The sequence below is a fragment of the Streptomyces xingningensis genome, from assembly GCF_054957865.1.
In genome coordinates, this window is record NZ_JBDJPF010000018.1 from 86,043 (window position 1) to 104,920 (window position 18,878).

The 18,878-nt window shown below is 67.2% G+C and carries 18 protein-coding genes and 2 pseudogenes; 15 read left to right on the plus strand and 5 right to left on the minus strand.

The features are described 5' to 3' along the window. The first annotated feature begins 72 nt into the window (after positions 1–72). From ABCR83_RS12390 to ABCR83_RS12420, 7 genes and pseudogenes are all read left to right on the plus strand, one after another. Positions 73–318 (plus strand): hypothetical protein, encoded by a 246-nt coding sequence (locus tag ABCR83_RS12390; protein ID WP_462694975.1) that lies wholly within the window; start codon positions 73–75, stop codon positions 316–318. Further along, complete coding sequence (locus tag ABCR83_RS12395; RefSeq protein WP_462694976.1) at positions 287–814, plus strand: DUF6879 family protein; 528 nt, start codon at positions 287–289, stop codon at positions 812–814. The genes ABCR83_RS12390 and ABCR83_RS12395 overlap by 32 nt, the downstream gene beginning before the upstream one ends. A 27-nt stretch (positions 815–841) precedes the next feature. Next, a pseudogene (locus ABCR83_RS12400) lies at positions 842–1,045 on the plus strand (helix-turn-helix domain-containing protein); the annotation flags it as partial. A gap of 12 nt (positions 1,046–1,057) precedes the next feature. Then, complete coding sequence (locus tag ABCR83_RS12405) at positions 1,058–1,690, plus strand: Scr1 family TA system antitoxin-like transcriptional regulator (RefSeq protein WP_462694998.1); 633 nt, start codon at positions 1,058–1,060, stop codon at positions 1,688–1,690. Between the two features lie 110 nt (positions 1,691–1,800). Then, on the plus strand, positions 1,801–2,196 hold the full coding sequence (locus tag ABCR83_RS12410) for a DUF6415 family natural product biosynthesis protein (RefSeq protein ID WP_462694977.1): 396 nt from the start codon (positions 1,801–1,803) through the stop codon (positions 2,194–2,196). A 161-nt stretch (positions 2,197–2,357) separates the two neighbouring features. Next, positions 2,358–3,464 (plus strand): methyltransferase domain-containing protein, encoded by a 1,107-nt coding sequence (locus ABCR83_RS12415; RefSeq protein ID WP_462694978.1) that lies wholly within the window; start codon positions 2,358–2,360, stop codon positions 3,462–3,464. A gap of 65 nt (positions 3,465–3,529) precedes the next feature. After that, positions 3,530–3,997, plus strand: coding sequence for a MarR family winged helix-turn-helix transcriptional regulator (locus ABCR83_RS12420; RefSeq protein WP_462694979.1), 468 nt, complete (start codon positions 3,530–3,532; stop codon positions 3,995–3,997). A gap of 56 nt (positions 3,998–4,053) precedes the next feature. On the opposite strand, the gene ABCR83_RS12425 is transcribed toward ABCR83_RS12420, so the two are convergent. After that, on the minus strand, positions 4,054–5,223 hold the full coding sequence (locus ABCR83_RS12425) for a multicopper oxidase domain-containing protein (protein ID WP_462694980.1): 1,170 nt from the start codon (positions 5,221–5,223) through the stop codon (positions 4,054–4,056). 41 nt (positions 5,224–5,264) lie between these two features. Beyond that, a complete protein-coding gene (locus ABCR83_RS12430) occupies positions 5,265–5,672 on the minus strand; it encodes a nuclear transport factor 2 family protein (RefSeq protein ID WP_462694981.1) in 408 nt (135 codons plus the stop codon). Positions 5,673–5,813: 141 nt separating this feature from the next. Between ABCR83_RS12430 and ABCR83_RS12435 the strand changes: the two genes are divergently transcribed. The 3 genes from ABCR83_RS12435 (at position 5,814) to ABCR83_RS12445 (ending at position 8,154) form a co-directional block, all read left to right on the plus strand. Further along, on the plus strand, positions 5,814–6,857 hold the full coding sequence (locus tag ABCR83_RS12435) for a hypothetical protein (RefSeq protein WP_462694982.1): 1,044 nt from the start codon (positions 5,814–5,816) through the stop codon (positions 6,855–6,857). A gap of 37 nt (positions 6,858–6,894) precedes the next feature. Beyond that, positions 6,895–7,725, plus strand: a complete 831-nt coding sequence (locus tag ABCR83_RS12440; RefSeq protein WP_462694983.1) for a hypothetical protein — start codon at positions 6,895–6,897, stop codon at positions 7,723–7,725. A gap of 291 nt (positions 7,726–8,016) precedes the next feature. Next, on the plus strand, positions 8,017–8,154 hold the full coding sequence (locus ABCR83_RS12445) for a hypothetical protein (RefSeq protein ID WP_462694984.1): 138 nt from the start codon (positions 8,017–8,019) through the stop codon (positions 8,152–8,154). 213 nt (positions 8,155–8,367) lie between these two features. Here ABCR83_RS12445 and ABCR83_RS12450 read toward each other — a convergent pair whose 3' ends face one another. The 3 genes from ABCR83_RS12450 to ABCR83_RS12460 all read right to left on the minus strand — a co-directional run bounded on the left by ABCR83_RS12450 (position 8,368) and on the right by ABCR83_RS12460 (position 12,641). Then, positions 8,368–10,113 (minus strand): N-acyl-D-amino-acid deacylase family protein, encoded by a 1,746-nt coding sequence (locus tag ABCR83_RS12450; protein ID WP_462694985.1) that lies wholly within the window; start codon positions 10,111–10,113, stop codon positions 8,368–8,370. 99 nt (positions 10,114–10,212) lie between these two features. Then, complete coding sequence (locus tag ABCR83_RS12455; RefSeq protein ID WP_462694986.1) at positions 10,213–11,340, minus strand: LLM class flavin-dependent oxidoreductase; 1,128 nt, start codon at positions 11,338–11,340, stop codon at positions 10,213–10,215. 74 nt (positions 11,341–11,414) lie between these two features. Then, on the minus strand, positions 11,415–12,641 hold the full coding sequence (locus ABCR83_RS12460) for an amidohydrolase family protein (protein WP_462694987.1): 1,227 nt from the start codon (positions 12,639–12,641) through the stop codon (positions 11,415–11,417). 155 nt (positions 12,642–12,796) lie between these two features. Here ABCR83_RS12460 and ABCR83_RS12465 point away from each other — a divergent pair, with 155 nt between their 5' ends. The 5 genes and pseudogenes from ABCR83_RS12465 to ABCR83_RS12485 all read left to right on the plus strand — a co-directional run bounded on the left by ABCR83_RS12465 (position 12,797) and on the right by ABCR83_RS12485 (position 18,842). Then, positions 12,797–15,730 (plus strand): AfsR/SARP family transcriptional regulator, encoded by a 2,934-nt coding sequence (locus ABCR83_RS12465; protein ID WP_462694988.1) that lies wholly within the window; start codon positions 12,797–12,799, stop codon positions 15,728–15,730. A 259-nt stretch (positions 15,731–15,989) separates the two neighbouring features. Beyond that, positions 15,990–16,154 (plus strand): hypothetical protein, encoded by a 165-nt coding sequence (locus ABCR83_RS12470; protein ID WP_462694989.1) that lies wholly within the window; start codon positions 15,990–15,992, stop codon positions 16,152–16,154. Between the two features lie 354 nt (positions 16,155–16,508). Beyond that, positions 16,509–16,700 carry a hypothetical protein gene (locus ABCR83_RS12475; RefSeq protein WP_462694990.1) on the plus strand — a complete coding sequence of 64 codons (192 nt, stop codon included), beginning with the start codon at positions 16,509–16,511 and terminating at the stop codon, positions 16,698–16,700. Positions 16,701–16,848: 148 nt separating this feature from the next. Continuing rightward, a pseudogene (locus tag ABCR83_RS12480) lies at positions 16,849–17,591 on the plus strand (winged helix-turn-helix domain-containing protein). A gap of 444 nt (positions 17,592–18,035) precedes the next feature. Further along, positions 18,036–18,842 carry a cupin domain-containing protein gene (locus ABCR83_RS12485; protein ID WP_462694991.1) on the plus strand — a complete coding sequence of 269 codons (807 nt, stop codon included), beginning with the start codon at positions 18,036–18,038 and terminating at the stop codon, positions 18,840–18,842. Positions 18,843–18,878 lie beyond the last annotated feature (36 nt).

Consider the following 18,878-nt stretch of genomic DNA (forward strand, 5'->3'; position numbering starts at 1 on the left):
GCACCCTTGACTCACCTCCTCGGCCAAGTGACGCTCGTCACGCCAAGCGTGACCCCCATGAAGGAGTTGGTCATGGCACTACAGTTCTTCGGGAAAGATCCCAACACCGATGGCGATGAGTGCCCAACGGTTTGGGTCGATGACGAAAACGCTGACATGGTTTTTCAGGGGTGGAAGGCGGACGAGAGCACTCAAAAGAAATGTCTTGAGGCCGGCCACATCCCTGACAGTGAGGCAGTAGTCAGGATTCCGGCCCGAATGGTCCCCCTGGTGAGGAAGGCATGCGATGCCGCAGAACAGCACGCCAAGCTTCTCTGAGATGATCGCCGACTGTCATCAGTCAGCCGTTCACTTGGAGATGCGCGACTCCTACGGCATCGCAGCCGAGGCGGCAGAGTTCGAGGCATGGAAAGCCGGGGATGACAGCAGTCGGCACGACCGTACGGGCCGTAGGCGAGATTGGCTCGACCTCGTATCCGAGACGGTCGCCCGTGGCGTGAACGTACGTCGGGCCCGCATCATTTCCGAGCCGGTGTCCGAGTACATCCGATTCGAGCATGCCGGAACTCCGCTGAATATCGAGGCTGGGGAATCAGTTCGTTGGCTTCCCCGGCAACACGCATCGGACATCGCGCTGCCTGGAAACGACTTCTGGCTCTTCGACAACCAGGTCATCAGGTTCAACCACTTCACCGGCAACGGCGCCTCCGCCGGACCGGAGATCAGAGTTGATCCTGCGGTGGTGGCCCTATGTACCGCCGCCTTCGAAACAGTGTGGGATCGAGCCGTCCCGCATGAGCAGTACAAGGTCTGAGCCGCAGCACCACAGGATCAGCAACTCGTGTCCACGTCACCCTCATCGAGCGCTCAAGCTGCCCGCGAGCTTCTCGCCGCGCGCTTACGGGAGTTGAGGCTCGATGCAGGGCTGACTGGTCGGGATGTGGCTGCGGCATGCGGATGGCATCCTGCGAAGTCCTCTCGTCTGGAGAACGCTCGGACCGCACCCTCGGACGATGACCTGCGAGCCTGGTGTCGGGCGTGTGGTGCCTCGGATCAGATGGATGACCTGATTGCGACGAACCGCACAGCCGAATCCATGTACGTCCAATGGCGGAGGTTGCAGCGCACAGGGCTCCGGAGGCTTCAGGAGTCATACATCCCGCTGTACGAGCGGACACGCCACTTTCGCGTCTACTCATCAAGAGTCATGCCCGGGGTGCTGCAAACTGAGTGCTACGCAAAGGCGTTGTTGACAGTCATCGCAGAGTTCCGCCGATTGCCTGACGACACAACAGAAGCCGCCTCGGCTCGCGCCTCGCGCTCCCAGGTCATCCGGCAGGGAGGTCACAGCTTTGCGCTGCTGGTCGAGGAGGATGTCCTCTACTACCAATTCGGTAATGCCGATGTCCTGGCGGCCCAACTCGCCTACCTGCTGGCTGTCATGCCACTACCAAATCTCTCGCTCGGCGTCATTCCACGCGAGTCGCTGCGTCGCATGTGGGGGCAGGAGACCTTCACGATGTTCGACGATCAGCGAGTGCACGTGGAACTGCTGACAGCGAAAGTTACTGTCACAGAGCCCAGCGAAATAGCCACCTATGCCCGCGCATTCGCCGCGCTGTCCAAGATGGCAGTGTACGGGAACGATGCTCGGACGCTGATCGTCACGGCGATCAACTCGCTCGGGTGACCTGACTGCAATCGTCTGCAATCTCATGGTGCACAGACGCGTCCCTTCCCTAGCTTCGGCAGCACGGCAGGGGAAACCTGCGCCACCAGAACGGAAGTTGCCGATCGCTCATGCCTCAGACCAACGACAACGACTACCCCACCACGCATCAACATCCCTCAATCACCCCGATGATGACCGGCGAGACCGATCCCCTCGATCTGGTCACGATCCGCGCCACCATCCGCCGCGCCCTGCAGGAACGCCTGCGCCCTCCCCGCATCAGGGAGATCCACGAGATCACCGACACGCTGCGCGGACACATCCAGCGCATGCTCCACGAGGCGCGCAACCGCACCGATCAACTCGAACGCGGCACCGACCCCTGGATCCGGTGGACCGCGCTCATCAACCGCGCCCAGGACGACATCCACCGCGTAAGCCACCCCACCACACAGGCGACTGCAGAACATATGAACGACCTCGGCCGCACCGCCCGCCGCCTCGCGGACTGCCTGGACGAGTAGCAGACAATCGCCTGACTCTCACGGACACAGAAAGCGAGAAAATCCATGGCCAAGAAGGGCGGAGATCACTCCGGCAGGCCGGACACATCCGACAGCGACGGCCACCGCGACAAGCCGCCGGGTCCGACCAAGCCATACGAGCCCCCGAAGAAGTGAGGCCAATGAGCACGAGGGAACAGCTTCTTCAGCACCTGGAAGGCATCGGGGCCGTCACCCCGGCCTGGCGGGACGCCGTCGCGTCCGTGGACCGCGCTCAGTTCATCCCCGAGATCACCGACGGACACAACCACACTGCCAACCCCGCCCGTTGGCTCGAGTCCGTCTACTCCGACGTACCACTCGTGACGCAGGTGAACGACGGAAATCCCATCGAGAACCGAGAGTTCAGGCTGGCCACCTCATCATCCTCGATGCCGTCGATCATGCTGGAGATGCTGGGCCTGCTCGCCGTGCGCGAGGGACAGAAAGTGCTGGAAATCGGAACCGGGACCGGCTACAACGCCGCCTGGCTCTCCCACCGGCTGGGTGACGCCAACGTGACTACCGTGGAGATCGATGCAGGCCTTCTGTCCATAGCCGTGGACAATCTCAAGAGAGCCGGCTACCGCCCAACCACCGTGCTCGGCAACGGCAGAGACGGACATCACCCCGGCGCACCCTACGACCGCATCATCTGTACGTGCACCGTGCGGGAGGTGCCACGAGCGTGGTTGGAACAGTGCCCCAACGGCCGCATCGTCACCCCCTGGGGCAGCAGCTTCTTCACCGGCTCTTTCGCCACGCTGGACGTGGTGGACGGGAAGGCTCAGGGCTCCTTCTCCGGCGACCCGGCCTTCATGTGGGATCGCACCCAGCGGCCCGGCACCAGAAGTCTCCGGAACTTCCGCCCCGGAGAAGAGGGGGTGAAGGGCACGACCGACATCGAACCGCAGAACGTCATCCAGGATGATCCCGCATTCTTCACCGGTCTCGTCCTCACCGATGTGTGGTACCGCTGGTGCGAGGCCGACAATGGTGCGGAGGCCACCCTGTGGTTCATCGCCGACGACGGCAAATCCTGGGCAACTGTCGGCTACGCCCCCGGCCAGGAGACATACGAGGTGGAGCAGTACGGCACTCGCTCGCTCTGGGAAGAGGTCCGAACGGTATTCCTCCGCTGGCACGAACTCGGGAAACCGGAACGATCCAGATTCGGCCTGACCGTGGATGGCAACGGACAACGCGTGTGGCTGGACGACCCACGCAATGTCGTCAGAGGCAGACATTGACCACAAGCGCGCTTGAGGTTCTAGCGTGATCTCAACAAGTGATCGTTCGAAGAGGGAGCGCTGCCGTGGAAATCAAGGAATACTCGCCGGAAGAGCTGATTGCCCAGCCGGTCGCATACTGGACCAGGCTGGCCTACGAAGAGGTCATCGGTTTCATCCGGCGGCAGCAGGCCGGGCAAGGGTTCACCCAGCCGCAGTTCTGGATACTCCGGCATCTGTCGAAGAACGACATCTCGGTGGACGGGCACGGCATGACCGTCCCGGAACTGGCCGACGCCATGGAGACGTTCCTGCGGCCCGAGGACGATCTGGCCGCGGAGACCGCGACATTGCTGGCCCGGGGCTGGATCACCCGGGACGGCGACGGACAGCTGTGGATCACCGAGACCGGCGACGCGGCCCGCGCGGATCTCCAGTCGCACGCGCCCGAGTGGCGCGAGCAGATCCACGAGGGCATCGACGAAGCGGACTACGCAACGACGCTCAGGGTGCTGCAGCGCATGATGCGGAACGTGGGCAGCGAACTGGTGTGAGAACGGCGGCCGGAGGCGGTCCCGTTCACGGATCGCCAACGCCTCCGGATCAGCCGCTACCGCACCTGATAGCGGGTGATCATGCCGTTCATCATGTGCTCGTCCACATGGCAGTGGAAGAGCCAGGTGCCCGGGTTGTCGGGACGCATATCGGCGGTCACCACCGTCGCGGGGAACACGCTCACCACATCCGCGCGATGACCGCGCCACACCACGGTATTGCCGTGCCAGTGCGGGCTGTGGGCGTCCTCCTGTCCGCCGAGGCCGATGACATACCAGCGGACCAGCCTGCCCCTGTCGATGGTCAGGGCGGGGTGGGCGCTGGACGTGCCGCGCGGGCCATTGGCGAACACATAGCCATTGACGCATGACTTCCGGTTGCCGAATCTGAATTCCCTGGACGACGAGTCGGTGTCCCGGTCACCGAAGCGGTCGATATTGCGCTTCCGGTAGGAGCTGAGATTCTCGTCGAACTCGGTGAATACCGCGAACACTTCACGGTCGACATCGAGCGGCGAACCGTCACGACCGCCCTTCCCTCGCCGGGTCACCACGATCGGGCCGACCAGCCCGGCATGCGTGCCGGGCACTCCCATGTCGACGCTGTGATCGTGATAGAGCCACCCGATGGACGAAGGGTCGCCGGGCGCCGGTCCCGCCCGCTCGGGGACCTGCCAGATATAGGTGTAGGTATCCCCGGGATACACATAGAGGTCGGTCTTGTCACCGTCCGGGCTTCCGTCGTTGCCCGGTGACCCCTCATTCGCCTTGGTGTAGAAGACGCCATGCGGATGCATGGAGGTGGGGAACGGGGTGTTGTTCCTGAACACCACCTTGATCGTGTCCCCGACCTCGGCCCGGATCACCGGACCCAGGAGTCCCATATATGCGTCGCGCTGCGGACGGTGGACCAATTTCTTGAAGGTCGAGTCGGTGTACTCGCGATAGACCGACTTCTCGAAGACCGCGCCCAGCCGATTGCGTCCCGGCCGGGTGAAGTCCTTCTCGGCCTCCGTGAAGGCCTTCCCGGTGACGAGGTTACGGTCCTGCGGGGCGTAGTCCCAGGTCACGGTATCCGCGGCGATGTAGTACACGCGGGTGACCGGCCGGCCCCGGCCGATCCGCTCCAGCGCGGACGCGGGCGAAGCGGCCGCAACCGCCCCACCACCGAGGGCGGCCGCCCAGCCTATGAAGCTACGGCGGGAATGGTCACCATGAGCGATCATGTATTGACCGTAGGTCATCACCCCGCGCCCCGCACGGCGGACTACGCCACCAGCGCCCGCTCCCAGTGCTGGGTGTCGGCGTACTCGCGCATGCTGACGATCTTCCCGTCCCGGACGGTGAAGACACCGCTGTTCTTCTGGTCGTACGGCCGGCCGGTCTTGCCGGTCGCCCAGGAGTCCCACTCGACAAAGACCTGCTCGCCCTCGCCGAAGATATTGGTGACCTTCACCCCCACCTCCCGCTCCGGGTCGAGGTGGGCGAAGGCGGTCGCCAGGAACCCGTTGATCACCTGGTCCCGGCCCTGCCAGGTCCCCGAGATCGGCAGCTCGCCCGCGTACCAGCAGCTGCCGTCCTCGGCCCAGGAGTCCCAGATCACCTGCTGGTCGCCACCCACCAGCGCGTCGAAGTAGCGCCGCACAACGTCCTTGGGCTCGGTGCTGATGTTCATGGGGTGCCGCCCTTCCGTCCTGCCGGGCGGCCCGTCCGCCCGACAACCCCAAGTCAACCCGTCCGCACGACCCCGACCAAGATGTGATCGGCGAACCCGGTCATCACAAATCCCGATCAATCCTCACAGGAAAGGCCGCCCATGCCCCGGACCCGGACAACCCCCACCCGCCCGCTGGACATTGAGCGGATCTTCCCCGAACTCGCCGCATACCGGCGGACCACCACCCGGCTGCACCCACGCCCCGGAAACCCCGGCCCCCGGGACAGCTCGATCGGCGGGCCCCTGCTCTGGCCCCGTGACGAGCCCTGGCCGATGTGTACCGAACCACACGACCGGGCCCACGGCCACCGGATGGCGGACGTCCACCGGGAACGCCGGATCCTGGCCGAAGCCTGGACGCGCACCCCCGCACCCGGCGAAACCGCCGGGCCCACGGACGAGGAGCGCGAGCTCCTGCAGTCACTGTGCGAGGGCCGCCATGCCCCCTGGCTGGCCGACACCGACCCGATCCCGATGCTGGCCCTGGCCCAGCTCCACCGACGGGACATACCCGGCCTCCCGGCCGGCCCGGCGGACACCGATCTGCTGCAGATCCTCTGGTGCCCGTTCGACGCCCATGGCAGCGGCTATGAGATGGCCCTCCACCTGCGGTGGCGCCGCTCCGAGGAGGTCACCGAGATCCTGGCGGACCAGCCGGAGCCGCCCGTCGTCGGATTTCGCGGCTATGTGGCCGAGCCCTGCGTGCTCCACCCCGAACAGGTCGTGGAACACGAATATGTCGAGCTGCTCCCCGAGGATCTCCAGGAGCGCATCGAGGAGTGGGAAGAGCGCCTGGCCGAGCAGGCCGAGAGCGAATCGGGCGAGGGAGCCGAGCCGCTCGACTACGACAGCGACTTCTCGGTCGCACCCGGCTGGAAGGTGGGCGGCTACACCCACTGGAACGTGACCGGTCCCGCGCACCTGGTGTGCGCATGCGGGCAGGAGATGGCGCCCCTCCTCACCATCGACTCCGGCGAGCGGAAGGGCCGCGACTGCAGCTGGGTGCCCATGGAGGAGCGGGCGGCCGGGTGGACCCATGGCTGCAGTACGCCCACCGAGGTGGTCGTCGGGCGGTGGAGCACCATGTGCGTCTTCGCCTGCCCCGCCGACCCGGCCCATCCGCATCAGCACTGCGTCCAATAGATGCGCAATCTTCCACCCGCCCAGTACCCTCCTCGACATGTCCACGCCGCCTGCCTCCGACCAGCCCAGCACCAACTACGCGTACCCGCATCCCGGTTCCGTAGGTGGTTATGGCCAGCCCGTGCCACCCCAGGGCAACCCCTATGCACAGCCGACGCCCGGCTTCGGCGGGCCCGTGCCGCCGGTACCGACGGTCCCGCCGACCGGTGGCGGGGGTGGCGGCGGAGGCGGGGGCCGCGCGGGCAAGGCCGCGCTCTGGGCGGTGGTCGGTGCGGTGGTGGCGTCCGCCGCCTGGGCCGGCTGGGCGTTCCTGCTCGACAAGAAGGACGACGACGCCAAGGTCGACACCCGTGGCTACCAGGTGCAGTCCGACGCCTGTGCCGCGACCGATATCTCCTCGTTCAAGGAGCACTATCCGCAAACCGACTCCAGGCCGACGGGCACCACCAAGTACACGGCCAAGAGCGACGCGCTGGACGTCATGTACTGCAGTCAGGGCCTTGAGGTCACCGGTTCGAACTATGCCGATGCCACGGTGACGGTGCAGGCCTCCATCCACAAGAAGTCCGACCCGGCACCGGAGTTCGCGGCGACCTGGCAGACGGCCGCACAGCGCGACTCCAAGATCAAGGTGACCAAGGTCGACGGTTATGGCGACGAGGCGTATCTGACCACGGAGGACAACTTCAACACCACCGGTGGCTGGCGTTCGGTGACCCTGGGGGTGCGCGACGGGGCGCTGACCTACCAGGTGAGTTGGTACTCATACATCTCCACGATCAAGGACCGGACACCGCCCACGGTCGAGGACGGCACCAAGTGGGTGGAGGCGACGGCCAAGACGAGCATGCCCAAGCTCAAGTCCTGAGTCGGCGCCGCCCAAACGGGCAGACCCGTAATCCTCCGATCAGTTGTGATCGGCAACCCGCGTTCCCCGCATGGGTGTTGGGATGTGCGCGCTATGCTCCGACTCGATGATGCACTGATGTGTCCGCCTGTCCGGGGCACCCGCACCGGTCAGCCATTCCCCTGGGGGAGGGCCTGACTGGGGCGCGGCTGTCGCGGCTGCGCCGGGAACGGCCGCGCCCATGGCCGGGCCCTCCGTCCGGAGGGTCTGACCACTGGCGGGCGACTGCCCACCCGGCAGAAAGGCGCGGAAGTGCACCATCGCAAGAAGAAGGACTGGTCCCGTTTCAGGGCCCGCTCGTACCGGCTGTACCGCTGGACCGCCCCCATGCTGGGGGCGGTCATCGTAGCGGCCGTCCGGTCGTGGCTGGAGACGCGGCACCGCCCATGATGTCCGAACCGGTGGACCCCCACCAGAAAACTTGGTGGGGGGACACCCGGTCATCATGAACCTTCTTACGGAACCCGCCGCCGTGCCCTCGGCGGTGGGTTTCCCCATGCTCCTCTCGCACCTGGCTGGTGCAAGCGCCCAGCTGCCCTGCCGGGTGAGCATGCGGTCGGGACTACCGTACCGGCCCGGCCGCCCGCGATCGACCCATTGCCGTCATTCCTCCGTCCCCACCGTCTCCGTGTCCCGCCCCGACCGCAGCACCGCCCCCGGCAGCGTCCCCGTCACCACATCGTGCCGCACCGTCTCCACACCGTTGACCCGTACACTCACCACCCCCACCGCCCGGGAGTCCAGCCGGGCGGCCGCGCCCGGCAGGTCGTGCACCAGGGTTGCCGCCCCCGCGTCGACCCGGCGCGGGTCGAAGAGCACCAGGTCCGCGCGCCAGCCCTCGGCGATCCGCCCGCGCTCGCGCAGCCCGAAGAGCCGCGCGGGGTCGTCGGTCAGCATCCGCACCGCCCGCTCCAGCGGCACCAGCCGCCGTCCCCGCAGGCAGTCCCCGAGGAAGCGGGTGGGGTACGGGGCCCCGCACATCCGGTCCAGGTGCGCCCCCGCGTCCGAGCCGCCCAGCAGTACGTCCGGGTGGTCCCAGGTGCGCCGCCGCAGCGCCCAGCTGGCCGGGTCGTCGTCGGTGGGCATCGGCCACAGGACGGTGCGCAGCTCGTCGGCGGCGCAGATCTCCACCAGGCAGGCGAACGGGTCCAGACCGCGCTCGGCCGCGATGTCGGCCACCACCCGGCCGGTCAGGCCCTCGTTCTCCTTGGCATAGGTGTCGCCGATGACATAGTGCGGGAAATCGGTCAACCGCCGGAAGACACCGGCCGCTTCACCGTGCGCAAGGCGCAGCAGCTCCGCCTGGACGTCCGCCTGCCGCAGCCGGTCGATGCGCCGGGGCACGGGCAGGGAGAGGGTGTCGCCCCAGCCGGGGATGAGGTTCAGGGCGCAGAAGGTGCCCAGCGACATGTTCATGGGGGTGAGGACCGGCATGGTGAGTGCGACGATCCGGCCGCCGGCCGCGCGGGCCCGTTCGCTCGCGGCGAGCTGGCGGGGCACCCGGTCGGGGACGGTGGCGTCGATGGTGAGCACATTCCAGTTCAGCGGGCGTCCGGCGGCGGCGGTCAGCGCCGTCAGCAAGGCGATCTCCTCGTCCGTGAACCGGTCCAGGCAGCCGGTCACGATGGCCTCCAGCTGGGTGCCCGGGTGTTCTCCCACCGCCCGGGAGAGCGCCAGCAGTTCGCCGGGGAGCGCGTGGCGGGAGGCCACCGGGTTGCCGTCGCCGTCGGTGTGGGTGGTCGACCGGGTGGTGGAGAGCCCCCAGGCACCGGCGTCCATCGCCTCGTGCAGCAGGGTGAGCATCCGCCGGGTCTGCCGCTCGTCGGGCGTGCCGCCCACGGCGGCCGGGCCCATCGCCCGGCGGCGCAGTGCGCAATGGCCGACCATAAAGCCGGCGTTGACGGCGATCCGCCCGTCCAGCGCGTCGAGGTAGTCGGCGAAGGACGCCCAGTCCCAGGGCGGGCCCTGTTCCAGCGCGGCGAGCGACATGCCCTCGACCTTGCTCATCATGCGCCGGGTGTAGTCGGCGTCGGCCGGGTGCAGCGGGGCCAGGGTGAAGCCGCAGTTGCCGCCGACGACGGTGGTGACGCCATGGGTCATGGACGGGGTGGCGTACGGGTCCCAGAAGAGCTGTGCGTCGTAGTGGGTGTGCGGGTCGATGAAGCCGGGGGCGAGGACCAGGCCGTGTGCGTTCTCCTCGGTGCGCGCCCGTTCGGCCACCCGGCCGGTCTTCACCGTGCGGGTGTCGATGACGGCGATGCGGCCCTCGCGGATGCCGACGTCGGCGACGTACGAGGGGGCTCCCGTGCCGTCGACGACGGTGGCTCGGCGGATGAGGTGGTCGAGCATGGCGGGAGTCCTCTCGTAGGGAGCGTGCGTCCCGGATCAGGGAGCGTGCATCCCGGGTCAGGGAGCGTGCATCCCGGGTCAGGGAGCGTGCATCCCGGGTCAGGAACCGGCGGCCCGCCGCAACCGCGTCGTCCGGTGCACCGGATCCGTGTCGATCTTCGGAATCACGTGCTCCCCGATCAGCCGGATGGTTTTCATGGTGTCCTCGTAGGGCACCCCGATCGGCAGCCCGAACGCCAGCTGGTCCGCCCCCGCCTGCTCCCATCGCTTGCACTGGGCGAGCACCTCGTCGGGGTCACCGCAGACCAACAGCTCCTCGGACACCAGGAGTTCGATGACCTCCTCGGTGTACTCGGGCAGCAGCTCGGGCCAGCGCGGGATGCCCTCGGGCCGGGGGAAGGTGTCGTGGTAGCGGAAGAGCAGCGACTGGAGGTGGTTGAGCCCGCCGGCGGCCGCGACCCGGCGCGCCTGCTGCGAGGTCTCGGCGCAGATCGCGGTGGTGGTGACCATGATGTTGTCGTTGACGAAGGCGCCGATGGGCTCGGCCTCCCCGATGGCCGACTTATAGGAGTCGACGACCCATTCCATGTCGGATACCTTCTGCACGCTGAATCCGAGGACCCCGAGCCCCTTCCGCGCCGCCATGGCGTACGAGGAGGGCGATCCGGCGGCGTACCACATGGCCGGGTGGGCGGGGCCGTACGGTTTGGGCAGCACCTTGCGGGCGGGCAGCGACCAGTACTTCCCCTGGAAGCCCCGGTATTCGTCCTGCAGCCACATCCGGGGGAACTCGGCGATGGTCTCCTCCCAGATCCCCCGGGTGCGGTCCATCCCGTCCACATCCGGGAGGAATGCCAGGATCTCATGGCTTCCCGCGCCCCGCCCGGTGCCGAACTCGAAGCGGCCGCCGGTCAGATGGTCGAGCATGGCGGCCTTCTCGGCGACCTTGGCGGGGTGGTTGACCTGTGGCAGGGGGTTGAAGATGCCGGAGCCCAGGTGGATGCGCTCGGTGGCCCGGGCGAGGTAGCCCAGGAAGACATCGTTGGCGGAGAGGTGTGAGTACTCGTCCAGGAAGTGATGTTCGGTCGCCCAGGCGTATTTGAACCCCGACCTGTCGGCCTCGACGACGTACTCGGCCTCCTCCAGCAGTGCGTGGTGTTCCGCCAGGGGGTCGGCCGCCGAGCGGCTCGCCGGCACATAGCCCTGCACAAAGATCCCGAATTCCACGGTGGTTCACCGTCCCCAGCGTTCTGACTAACCGTCAGATTCAGCTGTGACTGTGGCACCGCCGCCCAGAGGCGTCAAGAAGCCGCGGCCCCCTCCCAGAGCCCGTCCGGCGTGAGCCCCAGCAGCTCGATCGCATTGCCGCGCACCACGCGCTCGATCACCTCCGGGGCCAGGTGCGCCAACTGCTCCTCGGCCACCTCCCGGGACCTGGGCCAAGTGGAGTCGGAGTGCGGGTAGTCCGTCTCGTACAGGACCTGCCCGGCACCGATTGCATCGAGGCTGCGCACCCCGAAGGCGTCATCGAAGAAGCAGCCGTACACATGCCCGGCGAACAGCTCGGACGGCGGGCGCAGCACCTTCCCGGCCACCCCGCCCCAGGCCCGGTTCTCCGCCCAGACCGCATCCGCGCGCTCCAGGAGGTAGGGAATCCAGCCGATCTGCCCCTCCGCGTACATCACCCTCAGCCGGGGGAACCGGTCGAACTTCCCCGACAGCAGCCAGTCGGCCATCGAGAAGCAACAATTTGCGAAGGTGATGGCCGAACCGACCGCGGGTGGCGCGTCCGGCGAGGTGGAGGGCATCCGGGAGGAGGAGCCGATGTGCATGGCGATGACGGTCCCGGTCTCGGCACAGGCGTGCAGGAACGGGTCCCAGGCGTCGGTGTGCACCGACGGCAGGCCCAGATGCGGCGGGATCTCGGAGAAACAGACGGCCCGCACGCCCCGCTCCGCGTTGCGCCGCACCTCCGTGGCGGCGAGCTCGGCGTCCCACAGCGGGATGAGGGTCAGCGGGATGAGACGGCCGTGCGCGCGGCCGCACCACTCCTCGACCATCCAGTCGTTGTAGGCACGTACACACAGCAACGCCAGTTCACGGTCGGTGGCTTCGGTAAAGGTCTGTCCGCAGAAACGCGGAAATGTCGGGAAACAGAGCGCCGACTGAACATGGTTGACGTCCATGTCGGCCAGCCGGTCGGGCACACTGTAGGAGCCCGGCCGCATCTCCTCATAGGTGATCCCGGTCAGCGTCACCTCTTCCCTGGAGAATCCGACGGCGGTATCCAGCCGAGTGAGCGGACGGCGCAAATCCTCATAGATCCACCAGTCCGCCGGCGGACCGTCCTCGCCGGGGTCACCCATCTCCGGCGCGAACCTGCCGCCCACAAAGGTCATTTCCCGCACCGGGGCCCGTACGGTGCGCGGTCCGATGTCGCGAAATTTCGCCGGTAGCCTGTCCCGCCAGACGCCGGGGGGCTCGACCGTATGGTCGTCCACCGAGATTATCTTGGGGAAGCTCTCCATGCCGGACACGTTACTGCCGAGCTGATGACCCGTCAGCAACTTGGGGGCGCCGGCCCTTGGGAGGCCTTGTGGAGAGGCCGGACCGGTGCTGACGCAGAGGCCCAGGACAAGGCAGACTGACCGGTGCCACCGAGCAGGACAAGCAGGGGGTCACCATGGCCGGCGACACAGGGCACGGGCAGCTGCTGCGCTTCACCGTGCTCGGGCCCGTCCGTGCCTGGCGCGGCGACGAGCCGCTCCAGACCGGCTCACCACAGCAGCGGGCGCTGCTCGCCGCCCTGCTGCTGCGCGGCGGACGCACCGCCACCGCGGCCGAGCTGGTGGACGCCCTCTGGGGCGAGGAACCCCCGCACGCCGCGCTCGCCGCACTGCGCACCTATGCCTCCCGGCTGCGCAAGGCCTTCGGCCCCGACGCCGACGCCCTGGTCAGCGAGGCCGGCGGCTATGCGATGCGGGTGGGCGTGGACCGCCTGGACACCGACACCGCCGAGCGGCTGGCCGCCGAGGCCGACAAGGCCCGCGCCGCGGGCAACCGCAACCACGCCCGCGAGCTGATCAACGAGGCGCTGGACGTCTGGGACGGCGAACCCCTCGCCGGGCTGTCCGGACCGTTCGTCGACACCCAGCGCACCCGCCTCGAGGAGTGGCGCCTCACCCTCCTGGAGACCCGTCTCGACCTGGACCTCGAGGTCGGCTGTCACGCCGAGGCCGTCTCCGAACTCACCGCGCTCACCGCCGCCCACCCTTTGCGAGAGCGACTGCGCGAACTGTTAATGCTGGCCCTCTACCGCAGCGGCCGCCAGGCCGAGGCCCTGGCCGTCTACACCGACACCCGCCGCCTGCTGGCCGACGAGCTGGGCGTCGACCCCTGCCCCGAACTCTCCGAACTCCAGCAGCGCATCCTCCAGGGCGACGCCGACCTCACCGTCCACTTCACCAGCACCGACCGCTCCCTGGCCGGACCCGCCTTCATCCGCCCCGCCCAGCTCCCCGCCACGGTCTCCGACTTCACCGGCCGGGCGTCCTTCGTCGACGAGCTGAGCCACCAACTCGCCACCGCCGAGGGCCGCGTCATGGCCGTCTCCGCGGTCGCCGGAATCGGCGGCGTCGGCAAGACCACCCTCGCCGTACACGTCGCCCACGCCGCCCGCCGGCACTTCCCCGACGGCCAGCTCTATGTCGACCTCCAGGGCACCGGCCCCGTCGTCGCCGAACCCGAAGCGGTCCTGGGCGCCTTCCTGCGCGCCCTCGGCATCCCCGACTCGGCCATCCCCGAGGGCCTCCAGGAACGCTCCGCCCTCTTCCGCTCCACCCTCGACGGCCGCCGCGTGCTGACCCTACTCGACAACGCCCGCGACGCCGCCCAGGTCCGCCCGCTCCTCCCCGGCAACGAGGGCTGCGCCGCCCTGGTCACCAGCCGCACCCGCATGCTCGACCTGGCCGGCGCCCACCTCGTCGACCTCGATGTGATGAGCCCCGACGAGGCCCTGGCCTTCTTCACCCGCATCGTCGGCGACGAACGCGTCGGCGCGGAACGCAACGCGGCCATGGACGTGGTCGCCGCCTGCGGCTTCCTCCCGCTGGCCATCCGCATCGCCGCCTCCCGGCTGGCCGCCCGCCGCACCTGGACCGTCTCCGTCCTGGCCCGCAAACTCGGCGACGAACGCCGCCGCCTCGACGAACTCCGCGCCGGCGACCTCGCCGTCAAGGCCTCCTTCGAACTCGGCTACGGCCAACTCGAACCCGCCCAGGCCCGCGCCTTCCGCCTCCTGGGCCTGCCCGACGGCCCCGACTTCTCCCTGGCCGCCGCGGCCGCCGTCCTCGACCTGGACCTGGAGGCCACGGAGGAACTCCTGGAGTCCCTGGTGGACACCTCCCTCCTGGAATCCGCCGCACCGGGCCGCTACCGCTACCACGACCTCCTACGGCTCTACGCGCGTTCCTGCGCGGAGCGCGACGAACAGCCGCCGGCCGAACGGGAGGCCGCGATGTCGCGGCTGCTGGACTTCTACCTCGCCACCGCCGCCGGGGTGTACGTGCTGGAGCGGCCGGGGCAGCAACTGCTCAAGCACCTGACGCCTACGGCCCACCCAGGACTCGTCTTCACGGACCGCGGTGCCGCCGGCGACTGGCTCTACGCCGAAGCCGGCTGCCTGCTGGCGTGCGTACTGCAGCACGCCAGCGCATCGGGCGATACTTTGCGGCGGGCGGTAGATCTCCTTCGGGCGGCCAAGGACCTGACGGAGTCGGGTGCCTACTCCAGGCTGTACGAGCAAGCTGCGACGGCGCTCCTGACCGCCACCCAGGCAGCGGGCGACGCCCGGGCCGAAGGGCGTGCACACACCGTTCTGGCGCACGTATACATGCTGTCCGGGCGATTCGTCAAAGCGGACGAGCACGCCACACACGCAGTTGGCCTCGGTCAAGAAAGCCAGGATCCGATCCCCTGCTGCCATGCCTCGAACATCCGGGGAATCACCGCCACCTATCAACATCGCTACGACGACGCCGAGACATACATCAACCAAGCCCTCGGCTGGTTCCGCAAGGACGGCAACCGCCCAGGTGAGGCCAGCGCCTTGAGTAACCTCGCAAATGTCCACACCGACACCGGACGGCCTCGGTCCGCAGTACGACTGGCCGAGCAGAGTGTTGCCATCTACCGGGAAGTCAAGGTCTCTTGGCGACTGGCCAACGGACTGTACTCGTATGGACTGGCCCTCACCGGAGCCGGACGGTACGAGGAAGCCCTCGCTCAGTTCAACGAGGCACTCCCGATATTCCGCGCCAACCGCCAGCGCATGTGGGAGGCCTGGACTCTGCACCGCATGGCAGGGCTCTACCTCGCCGCCGAGGACCACGCCCAGGGAGCGGCCCATGCGGAGCATGCCCTGGCACAGATGCGCGGCATCAGCGGGGACTGGCGACGAGGCAGTGTCCTCACCGTGCTCGGGCGCTGCCTGAACGCACTAGGACAACAAGGGCGAGCCCGTGCCTGCTGGTCGGAGGCCCTGTCCGTCTTCGAGCAGCTGGGCTACTCGAAAGAGGCCACGGACGTCCGTGGCCTGCTCGAGATGGCTGCCGTCTGACCCACCGCCGCACCTCGAAAGCGCCGCATCAGCCCCGTCACGTGCCCGTTCATCGATCGTTTATCGCCGACCGCCACTCTTAAGTACAGCGATCCGTCGCGTCGGGGGGCAGGCGGGTCGTGGTGAGGCGATTGAAGCCTCACTTCAGGGGACCAGCCCTGAAACATGCCCATCCGGCGATCTTCGGGGGAGTCGCCGGATGGGCTCTGCAATCCCCGCCGTACCATACGACTCGCACTGACCAACGGAGTTGATGAACATGAGCGACGAAAACACCCTCAAGCCCATCGTGCCCACGCCCGCGGACGACCACTCCGGCGGAACCACCGGGCTCGCCGCGTCCCCGCTGCCGCCGAAGGCCGACAAGGGGAAGGGCACCCCTCTCGTTCCACAGGACGACCACTCGGGTTCCGAGCCGGCCTGAATGAACTAGGCGGGCCTCAGACAGACTCGTCAAATGCAGTCGGTCGGGAGTTCCAATCGACCAAGCCGAACTCCCGACCTGATTGAAGCCGTAGGGCAGCGAAAACCCTTGGGCACGGGGGAGCCAAGGGGAAGACCACGGGGGCTCGCCCTGCCAGGTATGGGGCCGACATCGACGGCACGGAGGGGGAGCCGTCGAAGTCGGCCCTTCCGGCTGTCCGCTCCTTGGCCTGGAGCTACATCACAGTCCAGGCCAAGGTACCCGCTCAGTCCCGGCCTGAGCATCGCGATCAGCAACACCCGCCGGATACGTACACCGAAATGTGCACTACACCCCCGAGCAATAGGAGTCGCAATGACCCGCTCCATACTGTTGCGCACCAAGAAGACACTCGCCGTACTCACCCTGGCCGGAGCGGCAACGGCCCTCGGCACCGTGGCGGCTTCAGCCGATGAGCACGGGAACGGCCACAAGCCCGCCATCTCCCAGGTATCCGGCAGCAACGCAATATCTCAGGACGAGCACGGCGGGACCGCCGAGAGCTGACTGAGTGGCGGCTCCGTCCGCTTGGAGCGGTCTTCCTGAGAGTTCTTCCGGGGAGGCCGCTCCTCACTTGCTCTCTACGCTGCGGCCACCAAGCCAAGTTACTGAGGTTGAACTGGTGATAGCGGCTGGTCGTGACGGTTCTTGATCCTTGCGGTATGCCCGGTACACGAGGTACGCGCAGGGTGGTGGGCCGACCAAGGCAGCAACTGGTCAAAGAACGTGTCCAGTTGGACGCGGATGCGCGGTTCGCACGGGGCGAGAAGACCGCAGACATCGCCGCGGAGTTACAGGGGCTCGCCCGTGGCCCCTTGGTACACGGCTGGACCAAGGGCCAGGGCTGGACCCTGGTGCGGATCAAGACGCTCATCGACCGGACGTTCCACGTCGGGTACACCGTGCAAGGGGTGTGGAAGCTGCTACTGCGGCACGGCTGGTCCGCGCAGGTTCCCGCGCACCGGGCCGTCGAACGTGACGACGCGGCGGTCGAGGTGTGGAAGGACGAGGTGTGGCCGAGGTTAAAAGGACCGCGGCGGACCTGGGCGCCTACGTCTGCTTCGAGGACGAGGCAGGCCAGGGGCCGAGGCCGCCGAAGAGACACACCTGGGCACCACGTGGGTGCACTCCGGTGGTGTGGGTGCGGGGTGCGAACCGGGGTGGGTGTCTATGGTCGGCGCGCTGCGCTTCCGTCCCGGGCACCGGCCGCATCTGCTGTACTTCGACCCGGTCGAAGGGATCTGGTCGCTCCTGCGACGCGGCTTCACCCCGAACGTCGCCTTCACCAACGCGGATCATCTCATCCGCACCGCGCGGCACGGCCTGCGCAAGATCCAGTACCGCCCCGAGCTCCTCAACGGTTGCCTCGCCGAGACCAGACTGATCCTCCACCCCTGATAACACGCTGCGACAAAACGAGGTTCAGGCCCAGTAGCCAACCTGACGAACTCCCGTTAGCTCTCTTGATAGTTGGGAGGTTGATGAGACCATCGTAACTCCCAATCCAGAAGGAGGAGTTGAGGATGGAAGACTTCAGGGATGATGTTCTGGACGACAACGCTACTTTCGTGAACGAGGATCACCGCGACGACGTCTTGGACGACGTTATTCCCTTCGTCGGCGACAACGTCTAGGCCTGGCCCCGCCCGGACACAGCCTTCGGTCGAGGCCGGGGGCTGTGTCCAACCCGTCGCGCCGGAGGCGCCTGAGCCCAGGGGCGACACACGCAAGGTCGACCAGAAACTCACTGCTCAGCAGAGAGATATCAAGCGCCTGTGAGGAGAGAAGATCATCTGTGCCGTTCAGGAGGTTCGGGATGCCACGGACCCGGCCTCATTCGACGTGTCCCGCCTCATTCAACCCATCGCGCTGGACACATTCACCCAGGAATACTGGGAAAAGCAGCCTCTCCACGTACACCGCGCTAACTCCGGCCACTTCGACGGTCTGCTCAGCCTGCGAGATGTCGACCGTATCCTCTCTCTGTCCAGCGTCCGCGCCCAGGATATACGGGTAGTCAAGAACGGCAATGAAGTTCCCCTCGGTAAGCTCACCGACGGGTCTGCGGTCGGACTCGCCAACGCATTGGAGACGCTGTACCAGCACTACCGCGACGGTGCGACGCTGGCGATCAACAACCTGCAGGAACGCTGGGCCCCACTGAAGCAACTGGCCCGTACCCTAGGAAACTCACTCAGCGCCCGGATCGTCATCAACGTCTATGTAACGCCAGCTGGAAACCAGGGTTTCCTCGCCCACCACGACATCTACGATGTGTTTGTCGCCCAGGTCCATGGCAGCAAGCGATGGAGGCTGTACGGTTCGGAGACCCAACTGCCGTTGCAGCACCAGTACTGGGACAAGTCCAAGCCACTTCCCGATCCGGTACAGGAAGTCGATCTGCAGTGCGGCGATCTGCTTTACCTGCCACGTGGAACCATTCACTCGGCAACTGCCAACCACACGACTTCGGTCCACTTGACCATTAGGGCCCACCCTGTGTTGTACCGGACCGTGATCGAGAGCGCGCTACGCGACCTGTTCATCGATGACGTCCGTTTCCGCCGTAGCCTGCCCGTCGGTTTTCTCCACGGGGAGGAACATCAAAGGCGAGCCGAAGCAGCGTTCACTGAGGGTTTCTCATCCTGATCGCCAGGCGATCTCGAGGGCGTGAACGGCGGCGAC